A 14997-nucleotide genomic window follows, 5' to 3' on the forward strand; every position below is an offset into this window, starting at 1 on the left:
TCGGCCGCATGACGGACTACGACCTCATCGTGATCGGCGCCGGCGCAGTCGGCGAGAACGTGGCGGACTACGCCAGGAAGCGCGACCTGTCGGTCGCCATCGTGGAGGCCGAGCTCGTCGGCGGCGAATGCTCGTACTGGGCGTGCATGCCCTCGAAGGCACTCCTGCGCAGCGGACACGCCCTCGCCGCGGCCAAGCGGCTCGACGGTGCGAAGCAGGCCGTGACCGGCACGCTCGACGCCGCCCACGTGCTGGCCCGCCGCAACTCGTTCACCTCGGACTGGAAGGACGACAGCCAGGTCTCGTGGCTCGAGTCCGCCGGCATCGACCTGATCCGCGGGCACGCCCGCATCACCGGACCGAAGACCATCGACGTCGACGGCGAGACGCACACCGCCCGTGCTGCCGTCGCGGTCGTCACCGGTTCCCTGCACACGCTGCCCCCGGTGCCCGGTCTCGCCGACGCGAAGCCGTGGGGCACCCGCGAGGGCACCAGCGCCCAGCAGGTCCCCGAGAGCCTGCTCGTCATCGGCGGCGGCGTCTCCGGCTCCGAACTCGCCACCGCGTGGGCCTCGCTCGGCGCGAAGGTCACCCTCGTCGCCCGGCACGGCCTGCTCGGCGGCATGGAGCCCTTCGCCGGGGAACTCGTCGCCGACTCCCTGGGCGAACTCGGTGTCGACGTCCGCACCGGCGTCAACCCGGTCCGCGTCGACCGTGACGAGCACGGCCTCGTCACGACGGAACTCGACGACGGCACCACGGTCATCACGAGCGAGGTGCTCGCCGCCACCGGCCGCGCCGCCCACACACGCGACCTCGGGCTCGAGACGGTCGGCCTGACCGCCGGAGACTGGCTCGACGTCGACGACACGATGCTCGTGCACGGCACCGACTGGCTGTACGCCGTCGGCGACGTCAACCACCGCGTCCTGCTCACCCACCAGGGCAAGTACCAGGCCCGCGCCGCTGGCGAGGCGATCGCCGCCCGGTACCAGGGCACGCCGCTGCACACCGAGCCGTGGGGTGCGCACGTCGCCACCGCCGACCACGCCGCCGCGCCGCAGGTCACCTTCACCGACCCCGAGGTCGCGAGCGTCGGCCTGACCGAGGCGAAGGCCCGTGAGCAGGGGATGAACGTCCGCGCCGTCGAGTACGACCTCGGTGCGATCGCCGGGTCCTCGCTGCAGGCCGACGGCTACACGGGCCGCGCGAAGATGGTCGTCGACGAGGACCGCCGGGTCGTCGTGGGCGTCACGTTCGTCGGCCAGGACGTCGCCGAGATGCTGCACGGCGCCACCGTCGCCGTCGTGGGCGAGGTCCCGATCGACCGCCTGTGGCACGCGGTGCCCGCCTACCCCACGATGAACGAGGTCTGGCTGCGCCTGCTCGAGACCTACGGCCGCCCGGCCTGAGCGTGCGCAACCCGCTGCTCGACTCCCCCGTCTCCCTGGCGGGGTGGGCGTTCGCGACGGCCGTCGGGCTCGCCGTGGGCGTCCCGCTGTCGACCGGGCGGATCCGGGTGGTCGACGGGCTCGTGGTCTGCACGGGGCTCCCACGCTGGGTCTTCCGTCGAGGCGGCACCTGCGTCGGCTCGGTGTACCTGACCCGCGACAACGACGGCCCGCGGGTGCTCCGGCACGAGCGGGTGCACGTCGAGCAGTGGCGGCGGTACGGCATGCTCATGCCGCTGCTCTACGCCGTCGCCGGCCGGGATCCGCTGCGGAACCGCTTCGAGGTCGAGGCCGGCCTGGAGGACGGCGGGTACCGCTGACGGGTGCGGCGGGTGCGGTGCGGGTGCGGGTGCGGGTGCGACCTCGGCGGACGTGTCGGCCGACGGCTCGGTCGGTCACAACACCCCGCCTTGAGCGCGGCGAGCGGTCGCAGCCCGTCGCCTGCGGCGCCGCCAGCCGACAGTTCGTGACCACATGACGCCCGGCCCACGACGTGTCGTGACCACTCGGCGGCAGGCCCTCCAGGCGACGAAACGCGACCAGTCGACGGCCTGGAGGCGCGTGGCGGGCCCGCCACGGGCCTCCCGGCCGCCGCGCCCCACCCCACTGCACCCGGTCGCGGGTCGCAACAACCCGCCAGGCGCGCAGCGAGCGGTCGCAGACCGTCGCCTGCGGCGCCGCCAGCCGACGGTTCCTGACCACTCGCGCGCTGGCCCACGACGTGTCGTGACCACTCGGCAGCAGGCGGGCCAGGCGACGAAACGCGACCAGCCGACGGCCTGGAGGCGCGTGTCGGCGCCGCCACGGGCCTCCCGGCCGCCGCGCCCCACCCCACTGCACCCGGTCGCCGGTCGCAACAACCCGCCAGGCGCGCAGCGAGCGGTCGCAGACCGTCGCCTGCGGCGCCGCCAGCCGACGGCTCGTGACCACACGACGTGCGGCCCACGACGAGTCGTGACCACTCGGCAGCAGGCGGGCCAGGCGACGAAACGCGACCAGCCGACGGCCTGGAGGCGCGTGTCGGCGCCGCCACGGGCCTCCCGGCCGCCGCGCCCCACCCCGCTGCACCCGCGCACCGGTCGCAACAACCCGCCGGGCCCGCGCCGAGCGGTCGCAGACCGTCGCCTGCGGCGCTGCCAGCCGACGGCTCGTGACCACACGACGTGCGGCCCACGACGAGTCGTGACCACTCGGCAGCAGGCGGGCCAGGCGACGAAACGCGACCGGCCGACGGCCTGGAGGCGCGTGCCGGCGCCGGGACAGGGCCACGGCCGGTCGCAACACCCCGCCGGGCCCGCGCCGCGCGGTCGCAGACCGTCGCCTGCGGCGCCGCCAGCCGACGGTTCCTGACCACTCGCGCGCCGGCCCACGACGAGTCGTGACCAGCCCCACCCGGCCGCCGGCGCAGCCGCGTCAGGCCGCGGGCCGCCGGGGCACCACGAGCGGCGTGCCGGTCTCGGGGTCGGGGACGACGACGCACGGCAGGCCGAAGACGTCCTCGACGAGGTCCGCGGTGAGCACCGACGCCGGCTCCCCCGAAGCGACGATCGCACCGTCGCGCATCGCGATGACGTGGGTGGCGTAGCGGGCGGCCTGGTTCAGGTCGTGCAGCACCGCGACGACCGTGCGGCCGGCGGCGTGCAGCGTCGAGGCGAGTTCGAGCACGTCGTACTGGTGCGCGATGTCGAGGAACGTCGTCGGCTCGTCGAGCAGCACGATGTCGGTCTGCTGCGCGAGCACCATCGCGATCCACACCCGCTGCCGCTGCCCGCCGGAGAGCTCGTCGACGCTGCGGTCGGCGAGTTCCACCGTCGACGTCTGCTCCAGTGCGGCCTGCACGGCCTGCCGGTCGGACCCGGACGACGGGTGCAGCAGGTCCTGGTGCGGGAACCGGCCCCGGGACACGAGGTCGCGCACGGTGATGCCGTCGGGGGCGATCGGGGTCTGCGGGAGCATCCCGACCCGGCGGGCGACGGCCTTCGGGCGGTACGAGTCGATCGGCGCACCGTCGAGGTACACCGTGCCGGCACGGGGCTTCAGGGTGCGGGCGAAGGACTTCAGCAGCGTCGACTTGCCGCAGGCGTTCGGGCCGACGATGACCGTCAGCTCACCGTCGGGGATGTCGACGTCGAGCGTGTCCACCACGACCCGGTCGTCGTACGCCAGGGTCAGCCCGCGGGCGCCCAGCGCGGTGGTCGGGACCGGGCCGTGCGCGGCACCCGCGGTCGGCATCAGTGCTCGGCCTTGCCGTGCCGCCAGTAGCCCATGAACGCGACCTGCTTGCGGTCGATGCCGACGCCGCGCACCAGGTGGCGGCGGAGTTCCTTGACGCAGCCGGCCTCGCCCGCGATCCACGCGTACACGGGACGATCGTCGACCGCGGCGGGGACGTCCCACAGCACCTGCTCGTCGACGTCGACGTCGGTGAGCTCGGCGGCCGGCTCGCACGCGGCGGCAACGGCTGGTGCGACGGTGGAGGCCCAGGCGTGCACCTGGTCGGTCATCCGGACGCCGTGCGTGGCGCCGTTCCGGGCGATCCAGCGGACCTCGACCCCGGCGGGCGCGCTGACGGGCAGCCGGTCGGCGTCGGTGGGCACCTCGATGAAGACGTGGCCGACGGTCGAGACGTCGAGGGCTTCGAGGATGGCGCAGATCGCCGGTGCGGCGGTCTCGTCCCCGGCGAGCAGGATCCGGTTCGCGTGCCCGGGAGCGAACTCGGCGGCACCGGTCGGCAGGTCCTCCGGCGACTCGGGCACGTGCGGCCCGACGATGCGCAGCTCGTCACCGACGCGGCACACAGACACCCAGCGCGACGCCGGACCGGTGTCGCCGTGCGCGACGAAGTCGATGTCGAGCTCGCGGGCGTCCGGCCGGAACGAACGGACCGTGTACGTGCGGAGCGGGTTCCGGGTCTCGTCCGGCAGCGCGCGCCAGGCGGCGTACCAGTCCTCGTCCTCGGGCAGTTCGGAGAAGCCGATGCCGGGCAGGGGCAGCACGATCTTGATCCGCTGGTCGAGACCGACCGAGGAGAAGTCGGCGAGCGCGTCGCCCGTCAGCGTGACCCGGACGAAGTTCGGGGTGAGCGACGTCACGGCGGCCACACGGACGGAGAAGACGCGATACCGGGTTGCCACGGAACCGAGTATGGCATGCCTTACCTAACGTCTCCAGGCCCCCGGAACGGTGCGAGGATCGTCCCCGTGTCCGATGCCGCCGACGACGAATTCGCCGACCTGCCCGCCCTCGCCAGCGCGAGCGGCGTGACCACGCCGCTCCGCGCCTCCAGGCAGGTGGTCCGCACCGCGGACGGGCAGGAGATCTCCGCGATCCGGTGGGGCGACGTCGGCCAGGAGGCCCGGATCACCTACCTGCACGGGCTCGGCATCGACGCCCACAGCTTCGACACCACGGCACTCGCCGTGGGCGAGCCGGCGGTCGCCCTCGACCTGCCCGGCCACGGTCGGTCGTCGTGGCGGGAGGACGCGGACTACGCGGCCGCCGCGACCGCGCCGAGCGTGCTCGCCGCGCTCGACGCGCTCGCGGTGCCGCCGGGGGTCGTCGTCGGGCACTCGCTCGGCGCCATCCTGTCCGCTCGGCTCGCGGCCACCGCGCCGGAGCGTGTCACAGGACTCGTGCTCGTCGACATGTCGCCGGACTTCGCGCAGCGTGCGGTCGACCGGATCGCCCGTGCGCTCGAGGCCGAGGAGCCGTTCGAGTCCCTCGAGCAGGTCGTCGACCGGGCGATCGAGGCTCGGGTCGGCGACGACCGGCAGGTGCTGCTGCGCGAGGCCCGGCACACGACGGCCCTCGGTGCGGACGGACGGCTCGTCCGCCGGCACCACTTCCCGCACCTGCCCGCCGGCCGGACGTCGTCGGTGGGGCGCTTCGCCGACGCGTGGCCGGACCTCGAGGCCCTGCGCGTGCCGATCCTGCTCGTCCGGGGCGACCGCGGGTACGTCTCCCCGAAGCTGCACGCCGGGTTCGCCGAGCGTCTGCCGGACGCCGAGATCGTGACGGTGACCTCGCGGCACGCGGTGCAGAACCAGGCGCCCCTCGAACTGGCGTCGGCGATCCGGGCATGGGCGGGGCGGCACGGATTGTTGCACCCGATCGAAGAACCGTCGCCGGACGGCCCCGGCCGCCGGTAGCCTCGTGCGAGCGCGAGGCCCGATCCCGCCCTCGCGCCCGGAAGGAACCCACCACCCCATGAGTCCGCTCCTGCTCCGTCGTCCTGCACGCACCTCGCGCACCGGGCGCGCTGTCGTCGCCGCCACCGCGGTCGCCGTCGTCGTAGCCCTCGCGCTGACCGGCTGCTCCGGCTCGTCCGACACCACCGGCGGCAAGGACGCCACGGTCCGTGTCGGGCTCGTGCTCGAGCCGACGAGTCTCGACATCCGCACCCAGTCCGGGGCGGCGCTCGACCAGGTGCTCATCGACAACGTGTACCAGGGGCTCGTCGGCCGGACCGCCCAGGGCGACGTCCGCGACGTGCTGGCCTCGTCGCACCAGGTGTCCGACGACGGCCTGACGTACACGTTCACGCTGCGGGACGGCACGACGTTCCAGGACGGCAAGCCGGTCACCGCGGCCGACGTCGTGTGGTCGCTCGAGCAGGTCAAGTCGAACGACTCGTACGTCGACTCGGCCAAGCTCGCGGGCGTCACGTCGATCACCTCGCCGTCCGCGGACTCCGTCGTGCTGCAACTCGCGAAGCCCGACTCCGACCTGCTCTGGAACCTGACCGGTCGCGCCGGCCTGGTGCTCGAGAAGGCCGCGGACAACGACCTGTCCGACAGTGCGAACGGCACCGGTCCGTTCGAGGTGGCGGACTGGAAGCAGGGCGACTCGCTCACCTTCGACCGCAACGAGGACTACTGGGGCACGAAGGCGAAGGTCGCGAAGATCGTCTTCCGGTACATCACCGACCCGTCGACCGCCGTCAACGCGATGGCGAACGGTGACCTCGACGTCCTGAACCCGGTCGACGGCACCCTGAAGAGCCAGCTGCAGGGCAACGGCGACATCACGCTGCACAGCGGCAAGACGACCGACAAGTACACGCTGGCGTTCAACGACCGCAAGGAACCCTTCACCGACAAGCGCGTGCGCCAGGCGATCCGGCAGGCGATCGACGCGAAGGCGCTCATCAAGGCGATCGGCGGCACCGGCGTGGAGCAGGGCGGCCCGATCCCGGAGCTCGACCCCGGCTACGAGGACCTGACCGACATCGACGCGTACGACCCCGCGAACGCGAAGAAGCTCCTCGCCGCCGCCGGGCAGCAGGACCTGAAGCTGACGCTCACCTACGCGAACATCTACCCGACCACCATCGGCGACGTGCTGAAGTCCCAGCTCGCCGACGTCGGGATCACCCTGACCGTCAAGCGCGTCGACTTCGCCACCTGGCTGTCCTCGGTGTTCCAGGCGCCGAAGTCCGGCGAGCGGGACTTCGACCTGTCGATGGTCGACCACGTCGAGGCGCGTGACTTCGGCAACTGGGCGAACCCGGACTACTACTTCGGCTACGACAACCCGAAGGTGCAGGCGCTCTACGCCCGGTCGATCGCGGCGACCGACGAGGCCACCAAGACCGAGGCACTGCGGAAGGCCGCACGCATCGTCAGCGAGGACGCGGCCGGCGAGTGGCTCTACACCGCGACCGAGATCACCGCGGTGCGCTCCGGCGTGACGGGCTTCCCGGTCGACGGCGGCAACTCGCGCCTCGACCTGTCGAAGCTCGCGGTCAAGTGAGGCGGAGCCACACCACGCCCCGGAGCGGCCGCGTGCCCGGGGCGCACTCCCTCCCCGTAGCATCGGTGTCGTGACCCGGTTCCTCATCGGGCGGGCGCTCCTGCTCGTCGTCGGCCTGCTCGTGGCGAGCGTCATCATCTTCGCCACGCTCCGCGTGCTGCCCGGTGACGTCGCCCAGGTCGTCGCCGGCACGCAGTCGACCCCGGCGCAGGTGGAGCAGCTCCGCCAGCAGCTCGGACTCGACCGGCCCGTCGTGGTGCAGTACCTCGACTGGATCGGCGGGGTGTTCCGCGGTGACCTCGGCCGTTCCCTGGTGACGAACGGTGCCGTCGCTCCGGAGATCGCGCAGAAGCTCGCGATCACCCTGCCGCTCGCCGCGATGTCGCTGGTGACCGCCCTGGTGATCGGCGTGCCGCTCGGGGTCGTCGCCGCGGTGCTCCGTCGCCGCCCGGGAGGTGCCGTCATCGGGTTCGTCGCACAGGCCGTCGCCGCCGTGCCCGTCGTGTGGGCCGGCATGCTCCTGGTCGCGCTGTTCGCCGTGACGCTGCACTGGCTGCCGACGCAGGGCTTCCCGCTCGACGGCTGGTCGGAACCCGGGCGGGCGTTCGCGTCGCTCGTGCTGCCCGCGCTGACCATCGGTGCTGTCGAGGGGGCCGTGATCCTGCGGTTCACCCGCTCCGCCACGCTCTCCGTCCTCGACGCCGACCACCTGCGCACCGCGGCCGCGATCGGCCTCACCCGCACGCAGGCCCTGCTCCGTCACGGGCTGCCGAGCGTCGCCCTGACGGTGCTCGCCGTCCTCGGGGTGCAGATCGCCGGGCTCCTCGTCGGGGCCGTCGTCGTCGAACAGCTGTTCTCGCTGCCCGGGGTCGGTCGGATGCTCGTGACCGACGTCGGCCGCCGTGACATCACCAAGGTGCAGTCCGAACTGCTCGTGCTCACGGGGCTCGTGCTGCTCGTCGGGTTCGCCGTCGACGTCGTGCACCGCACCCTCGACCCCCGACAGCGCGAGGTGCAGGGATGATCCGCCGCCTGGTGTCCCGACCGACCGGGGTCTTCGCCGTCGTCGTGCTCGGCCTGCTGGTCGTGCTCGCCGCCGTGTCGCTCGTCTGGACGCCGCAGGACCCGTTCCGCGCCGACCCGTTCCACCAGTGGGAGGGACCGAGCGCCGCGCACTGGTTCGGCACCGATGCCGCCGGCCGCGACATCGCCAGCTACCTGCTCGCCGGCACCCGCACCACCGTGCTCGTCGCCGTCGGCTCCGGCGTGATCGCGAGCGTCGTCGGCATCGTCCTCACCGCGATCGGTTCGCTCACCGCCCGCTGGGTGCGCGAGGGCACCGCGGTCCTGCTCGACATCCTGGTGGCGTTCCCGACCCTGCTCACCGCGATGCTCCTGACCGCGGTGTTCGGCGGGTCGCTCGGCGTGGTGATCGTCAGCGTCGGGCTGTCCTTCGGCGTCACGATCGCCCGCGTTGCCCGCGGCGAGATCCGGCGGATCGCCCGGAGCGACTACGTCACCGCGGCGCGGGCATCGGGCGTCGGCGGTGCCGGGGTGCTGTTCCGCCACCTGGTGCCGAACGCGGCGCCGCTGTTCACCGTGCAGCTGTCGCTCGCGATGGCCACGGCCGTGCTCGCAGAGGCCGGGCTGTCCTACCTGGGCTACGGCGCAGGGTCCGACACCGCGTCGTGGGGCAGCCTGCTGTCCGACCTGCAGACCTACATCGGGGTCCACCCGTGGAGTGCGACCTGGCCGGGCGCCGCCATCGCCCTCGTCGTCGCGGCACTCTCGCTGCTCGGCGACGCGGTGCGCGACGCCTCCGACCCGCGGCTGACGACGAGCGACCGCAGCACCGATGACCGTCGCAGCGATCCGGCGACGACCACCCCGGGGGTGACCGCATGACCGCCGACGCACGCGACGGATCCGGCCCCACCGGCGGAGCCGGCACCGACGAGACCACCGCAGCCTCCGGGCTCGAGGTGCGCGGGTTGTCGGTCCGCATCACGGGGCGGACGATCCTCGACGACGTCAGCTTCACCGTGCCTCCCGGCCAGCGCGTCGGCGTGATCGGCGCGAGCGGATCCGGCAAGTCGATGACCTCGCTCGCCCTGATGGGCCTTGCGCCCACCGGCGCCGTCATGACCGGCAGCGTCCGCCTGGACGGCACCGAACTCGTCGGCCTGCCCGACCGCGAGCGCGCGCGACACCGCGGATCGGGCATCGCGATGGTGTTCCAGGAGCCGGGCACCGCGCTCGACCCGTTGCGACGGGTCGGCGGGCAGATCGCCGAGCCGCTGCGCCTGCACCGCGGGCTCGACCGTCGCGCGGCCCGCGCGGCGGCCGTCGACCTGGCGGCGTCCGTGGGCCTGCCCGACCCGGAATCGCTGCTGCGGCAGTACCCGCACCAGCTGTCCGGCGGGCAGCGGCAGCGGATCTGCATCGCGATGGCGATGGCGGGCGAGCCGTCGTACCTGGTGGCCGACGAACCGACCACGGCGCTCGACGTCACGACCGAGGCACGCATCCTCGACCTGTTCGAGCACCTGCGCGCGGGCATGGTGTTCGTCACCCACGACCTCGCCGTGCTCGCGCGCATCGCCGACACCGCCGTGGTGCTCGACGCCGGCCGGGTGGTCGAGCAGGGCCGGGTCGCGGACCTGCTCGCCGCGCCGCAGCACCCCGCCACCGCCGCGCTCGTCGACGCCGCACGTGCCACCGCCAGGAGGACCGCCCCGTGACCCTCCCCGCCCTGGAGGCCACCGGTCTCCACCGCACCTACCGCCTCCCCCGCCGCGGCCTGTTCGAACCCGGTCCGGTCCGCACCGCCGTCGACGGTGTCGACCTGACGGTCGCCCCCGGCGCACGGCTCGGCATCGTCGGCGAATCGGGGTCCGGCAAGTCCACGCTGGTCCGGCTGCTCGCCGGCCTGGAGGGCCCTTCCGCCGGCACCGTCGCCGCCTCCGGTCGTCCGGTGGTCGCGTCCCGGTCCGCGCGCGCCTTGCGCTGGTTCCGTCGCGAGACCGGCGTGGTGTTCCAGGACCCGTACGCGTCCCTCGACCCGCGGATGCGCGTCGGTGCGATCGTCGCCGAGCCGCTGCGGGCACTGCAGGTCCCGGGGTCGCACGACGAGCTCGTGCGTGCCGTGCTGGAGCGCGTCGACCTGCCCGCGGACACGGTCGACCGGTACCCACACGAGTTCTCCGGCGGGCAGCGGCAGCGGATCGCGATCGCCCGGGCCGTGGTGCACTCGCCCCGGATCCTGTTCGGCGACGAGCCGATGAGCGCCCTCGACGTGGTGGTCCGCGCCCGGGTGATCGAGCTGTTCCGATCGCTCGCCGACGACCTCGGGCTGACGCTCGTGCTGGTGTCGCACGACATCGGCGTCGTGCAGCGGCTGTGCGACACGGTCGCGGTGATGTCCCACGGCAGGGTCGTCGAGCACGGGCCGGTTTCGCTCCTCGATGCGCCGCAGCACCCGGTGACGCGGGCGTTGGTGGCGGCGGCGCCGACGCTGCCGTAGGCGGGCGGGCGGGCGGCGGGCGGCGGCGGGCGGCGGGCGGCGGGCGGCGGCGCACCGTGCGCGTCCCGTCACCCCGTGCGAGCTTGCCCGCACGGAGCCGGCCTACAAGGCCGCGCCGAACAAGCAACACCGCACCACATGCACGAAACCGCACCGTGCGCCCAGCCAGGAGGCACGACACCGGCCCGCCCCGCGCCTCCCGACCGACGCACACGAGCCCACCGCACCGTGCACGCCCCGCCACCCCGTGCGAGCTTGCCCGCACGGAGCCGGCCTACAAGGCCGCACCGAACAAGCAACACCGCACCACATGCACGAAACCGCACCGTGCGCCAGCCAGGAGGCACGGCACCGGACCGGCCCGCGCCTCCCGACCAGACGCACACGAGTCCACCGCACCGTGCGCGCCCCGCCACTCCGTGCGGGCTTGCCCGCACGGAGCCGGCCTACAAGGCCGCACCGAACAAGCAACACGCACCACATGCATGAAACCGCACCGTGCGACAGCCAGGAGGCACGGCACCGGCCCGCCCCGCGCCTCCAGACCGACGCACACGCGTCCACCGCACCGTGCACGCTCCGCCACTCCGTGCGGGCTTGCCCGCACGGAGCCGGCCAACAAGGCCGCACCGAGCGTGCAACGCCGCACCAGCCTGACAACGCCGCACGGTGCGCCCCGCGCCCCGCGCCCCGCGCCCCGCGCCCCACGCCCCGCGCGCACCCGGAGCCGCCCGGACCTGGCCTCAGGCGGTCCAGGCGGCCGGGTGCCGCCGCTGCCAGCGCAACCGGCGCTCGAGCTGCGCGCCGATCGCGAGCAGGACGCGCTCGCCGCCGGGGCGTCCGATCAGCTGCACGCCCATCGGCAGCCCGCCCCCGTCGGGGTGGTCGTCGTCGGTCACGCCGACCGGCAACGTGATCGCGGGGAGCCCGGACACGTTCGCCATCGACGTCCACGGCGAGTAGGCGCACTGGCGGCGGAAGTCCTCGTCCGGGTCGTCGCCGTACCAGCCGAGGGGCCGCGGCGTCATCGCGAGGGTCGGCGTGAGCACCGCGTCGAACCGGTCGAACGCGCCGATGAGCGTCGTCGAGAAGGTGTCGAGCGTCGTCATCGCGTCGAGGACCTGCGTGGCGGACAGTGCCTGCCCACGCGCCACGAGCCAACCCACGAGCGGGGTCAGCGCCGACAGGTCGATTCCGGGCACCAGCGGCAGGCGGGCAGCCGAGCTCTCCCACGCCACCCGGAACGCGTCGGCGTAGGGCACGCGGGGCATCCGGACGTCCTCGACGCCGTGCCCGACCTCGCCGAGCACCCGCACGGCCGTCTCCACGGCGGCACGGGCAGCGGGATCGACGACCACGTCGACGGTGTCGTCCCACGGCGAACCGTCGAGCACCCCGACGACGAACCGGCCCTCGCCGCGGACGGCGGCCGCGGTGAACGGCCCCTCGCCGACGTCGGGGGTGACGAGGGCGTACGGCGACGGCTCCGGCAGCCCGGTCGGCGCGACCAGCGCGTCGAGGAGCATGCCCGCGTCGGCGACGGAGCGGGTGAGCGGTCCGGCGACCGACAGGCCGCCGACGCCGGAGCGGCCGGGCATGGACGGCACACGACCGCGGCTCGGCTTCAGCCCGACGAGTCCGGTCGCCGCCGCGGGGATCCGCACCGACCCGCCGCCGTCCGAACCGATCGCGGCCGGCAGCAGCCCGGCGGCGACGGCGACGGCCGCACCGCTCGACGACCCGCCCGGCGCCCGCGTGGTGTCGTAGGGGTTCCGGGTCACGCCGAGCCGGGTCTCGGACGACGAGGACATACCGAACTCCGGTGACGCCGTCTTGCCGAGGCTGACCGTGCCCGCCGCGTCGAGCGCGGCGACGAGCGGGTGGTCGGCCGCGGCGGGCCGCTCCGGCAGGCTCGCGGTGCCGTTCCGCGTGGGGACACCGGCGCGGTCGTACAGGTCCTTGTCGGCGGACGGGAGGCCCCACAACGGTCTCGACGTCGGCACCAGGTGGCCGAGGCGGTCGGCTCGGGCCCGGGCCGCGTCCGCGGTGACCGTCACGAAGGCGCCGAGTCCGGCGTCCAGGCGTTCCACGCGGGCCAGGTAGTGCTCGGTGGCCTCGAGGGCGGTCGCCTCCCCTCGACGGATCCAGTCCCAGAGTTCCTGTGCGGAGAGGTGGTGGAGTTCGAACACGGCTCCGAGCCTAGGCGGCGGCCCGTATCCTTCGACGGTGGACACGACTCTCCCCTCCGGCACGACGAAGCGCCGGATCGAACTGCGGCTCGTGAAGCCCCTGTTCGCCTGGTTCGCCCGGCCGACCGTCACCGTCGACGGGGTGGGGCACCCGGCGCAGTGGGGCACCGGCACGTGGGCGGTGCCGGACGACGGCGACACGGTGATCGGCGTGTACCTGTTCAACCGCGCGTGGCGGTTCGGGGCGGCTTCGGTGCCGGTGGGTGGTTCGAACGCGCTCGAGTACCGGGGCGGGCTGCTGCCGATCGGTGCGGGCCGGTTGACGCCGCGGGGCTGAGGGTCGCGCCGGTGGTGCCGCTCCCGCGTGGCACGATGGGCGCATGACCGCCACGCTCGTCGCCAAGGGCCTGTCCGGCGGGTACGCCGCTCGCACGCTGTTCGACTCCCTCGACCTGACGGTGGCGCCGGGCGACGTGATCGGGGTCGTCGGCGTGAACGGTGCCGGCAAGTCCACGCTGCTCCGGCTGCTGGCCGGGGTCGACGAGCCGCTGGCCGGCACGGTCTCCCTGGCGCCGACGGACGCGTTCGTGGGGTGGCTCCCCCAGGAGCACGAGCGCATCGCGGGCGAGACCGTCGCGGCGTACCTCGGGCGCCGGACCGGCTGCACCGAGGCGACGGTGACGATGGACGCAGCGGCGGCGGCCCTCGGGGACCCCGACGCCGGCGACGCAGCGGCCGACCGGTACTCGGCGGCGCTCGACCGCTGGCTCGCCGCGGGGGCCGCCGACCTGGAGGACCGGATCCCGGCGGTGCTCGCCGACCTCGGCCTCGAGCCCGGTACCGGCGACTCCGCTGCGGACGGCGTCGGCCCGGACTCCCTGATGACCGCGCTGTCCGGTGGGCAGGTCGCCCGCGTCGGGCTCGCCGCGCTGCTGCTGTCACGGTTCGACATCGTCCTGCTCGACGAGCCGACCAACGACCTCGACCTGGACGGCCTCGACCGACTCGAGGCGTTCGTGCGCGGGCTGCGCGGCGGGGTGGTGCTCGTCAGCCACGACCGTGAGTTCCTGGCGCGCTCGGTGACCTCGGTGCTCGAGCTCGACCTGGCGCAGTCGTCGAACCGGCTGTTCGGTGGCGGGTACGACTCGTTCCTCGAGGAGCGCGAGATCGCCCGGCAGCACAAGCGGGACGCGTACGACGAGTTCGCGTCGACGAAGGCCGACCTGGTCTCGCGGGCACGGACGCAGCGCGAGTGGTCGAGCCAGGGTGTCCGGAACGCCATGAAGAAGAGCCCGGACAACGACAAGATCCGCCGCCGTGCCGCCTCGGAGTCGAGCGAGAAGCAGGCGCAGAAGGTCCGGCAGATGGAGTCCCGCATCGCCCGGCTCGACGAGGTCGAGGAGCCGCGCAAGGAGTGGCAGCTCGAGTTCACGATCGGCAGCGCACCCCGGTCGTCGGCCGTCGTCGCGACGCTGTCGAACGCCACGTTCACCCAGGGCGACTTCACCCTCGGCCCGGTCTCGCTGCAGGTCGACGGCGGTGACCGGATCGGCATCACCGGTCCGAACGGCGCCGGCAAGTCCACCCTGCTGCGGGCGCTGCTCGGCAAGCAGGCGCCGACGACGGGCACGGCCTCGCTCGGCTCGAGCGTCGCGGTCGGCGAGGTCGACCAGGCGCGTGCGGCGTTCACCGGCGACCAGCCCCTGGCGGCGGCGTTCGAGGCGATCGTCCCCGAGTACACGACGGCCGACGTGCGGACGCTGCTCGCGAAGTTCGGGCTCAAGGCGGACCACGTCGGCCGACCGGCCTCGGCACTCTCCCCCGGCGAGCGCACCCGGGCCGGGCTCGCACTGCTGCAGGCCCGCGGGGTGAACGTGCTCGTGCTCGACGAGCCGACCAACCACCTGGACCTCACTGCGATCGAGCAGCTCGAGCAGGCACTGGAGTCCTACGACGGGACCCTGCTGCTCGTCACACACGACCGGCGCATGCTGGAGACCGTCCGACTCGACCGGCAGTGGCGGGTCGAGGGCGGCACCGTCACCGAACGCTGACGGATCCACCGAACGCTGACGGATCGACC

Annotated in this window: 13 protein-coding genes; 10 read left to right on the plus strand and 3 right to left on the minus strand. The window is 73.8% G+C overall.

What is annotated here, in order from left to right; translation table 11 throughout:
• Positions 1 to 8: 8 nt before the first annotated feature.
• A complete protein-coding gene (locus tag MXD64_RS10340) occupies positions 9 to 1412 on the plus strand; it encodes a dihydrolipoyl dehydrogenase family protein (RefSeq protein WP_042539463.1) in 1404 nt (467 codons plus the stop codon).
• A 2-nt stretch (positions 1413 to 1414) separates the two neighbouring features.
• Entirely contained in the window at positions 1415 to 1771 is a 357-nt protein-coding gene (locus MXD64_RS10345; RefSeq protein ID WP_201300463.1) for a Fe-S oxidoreductase, read from the plus strand.
• A gap of 1093 nt (positions 1772 to 2864) precedes the next feature.
• Here the strand turns inward: MXD64_RS10345 and MXD64_RS10350 are convergent.
• Positions 2865 to 3683 carry an ABC transporter ATP-binding protein gene (locus MXD64_RS10350; RefSeq protein WP_214520069.1) on the minus strand — a complete coding sequence of 273 codons (819 nt, stop codon included), beginning with the start codon at positions 3681 to 3683 and terminating at the stop codon, positions 2865 to 2867.
• On the minus strand, positions 3683 to 4585 hold the full coding sequence (locus tag MXD64_RS10355) for a siderophore-interacting protein (protein ID WP_263136389.1): 903 nt from the start codon (positions 4583 to 4585) through the stop codon (positions 3683 to 3685). The genes MXD64_RS10350 and MXD64_RS10355 overlap by 1 nt, the downstream gene beginning before the upstream one ends.
• A 66-nt stretch (positions 4586 to 4651) precedes the next feature.
• Between MXD64_RS10355 and MXD64_RS10360 the strand changes: the two genes are divergently transcribed.
• From MXD64_RS10360 to MXD64_RS10385, 6 genes are all read left to right on the plus strand, one after another.
• Entirely contained in the window at positions 4652 to 5599 is a 948-nt protein-coding gene (locus MXD64_RS10360) for an alpha/beta fold hydrolase (RefSeq protein WP_263136390.1), read from the plus strand.
• A gap of 58 nt (positions 5600 to 5657) precedes the next feature.
• Positions 5658 to 7202, plus strand: coding sequence for an ABC transporter substrate-binding protein (locus tag MXD64_RS10365; protein WP_263136391.1), 1545 nt, complete (start codon positions 5658 to 5660; stop codon positions 7200 to 7202).
• A gap of 70 nt (positions 7203 to 7272) precedes the next feature.
• Positions 7273 to 8226 (plus strand): ABC transporter permease, encoded by a 954-nt coding sequence (locus MXD64_RS10370; RefSeq protein ID WP_017885780.1) that lies wholly within the window; start codon positions 7273 to 7275, stop codon positions 8224 to 8226.
• On the plus strand, positions 8223 to 9107 hold the full coding sequence (locus tag MXD64_RS10375; protein WP_140448127.1) for an ABC transporter permease: 885 nt from the start codon (positions 8223 to 8225) through the stop codon (positions 9105 to 9107). Before MXD64_RS10370 ends, MXD64_RS10375 begins: the two co-directional genes overlap by 4 nt.
• Positions 9104 to 9943 carry an ABC transporter ATP-binding protein gene (locus MXD64_RS10380; RefSeq protein ID WP_263136392.1) on the plus strand — a complete coding sequence of 280 codons (840 nt, stop codon included), beginning with the start codon at positions 9104 to 9106 and terminating at the stop codon, positions 9941 to 9943. The genes MXD64_RS10375 and MXD64_RS10380 overlap by 4 nt, the downstream gene beginning before the upstream one ends.
• Positions 9940 to 10725 carry an ABC transporter ATP-binding protein gene (locus MXD64_RS10385; protein ID WP_263136393.1) on the plus strand — a complete coding sequence of 262 codons (786 nt, stop codon included), beginning with the start codon at positions 9940 to 9942 and terminating at the stop codon, positions 10723 to 10725. The genes MXD64_RS10380 and MXD64_RS10385 overlap by 4 nt, the downstream gene beginning before the upstream one ends.
• A 743-nt stretch (positions 10726 to 11468) precedes the next feature.
• Here MXD64_RS10385 and MXD64_RS10390 read toward each other — a convergent pair.
• Complete coding sequence (locus tag MXD64_RS10390; RefSeq protein ID WP_263136394.1) at positions 11469 to 12914, minus strand: amidase; 1446 nt, start codon at positions 12912 to 12914, stop codon at positions 11469 to 11471.
• A gap of 37 nt (positions 12915 to 12951) precedes the next feature.
• On the opposite strand from MXD64_RS10390, the gene MXD64_RS10395 reads away from it, so the two are divergent.
• Both MXD64_RS10395 and MXD64_RS10400 read left to right on the plus strand, forming a co-directional pair.
• Positions 12952 to 13251 carry a hypothetical protein gene (locus MXD64_RS10395; protein WP_017888165.1) on the plus strand — a complete coding sequence of 100 codons (300 nt, stop codon included), beginning with the start codon at positions 12952 to 12954 and terminating at the stop codon, positions 13249 to 13251.
• A 43-nt stretch (positions 13252 to 13294) separates the two neighbouring features.
• Positions 13295 to 14968 carry an ABC-F family ATP-binding cassette domain-containing protein gene (locus MXD64_RS10400; protein WP_159557975.1) on the plus strand — a complete coding sequence of 558 codons (1674 nt, stop codon included), beginning with the start codon at positions 13295 to 13297 and terminating at the stop codon, positions 14966 to 14968.
• Positions 14969 to 14997: the final 29 nt, after the last annotated feature.

It is taken from the genome of Curtobacterium sp. Arg-1 (assembly GCF_025643395.1).
Taxonomy (GTDB): Bacteria; Actinomycetota; Actinomycetes; order Actinomycetales; family Microbacteriaceae; genus Curtobacterium; species Curtobacterium poinsettiae.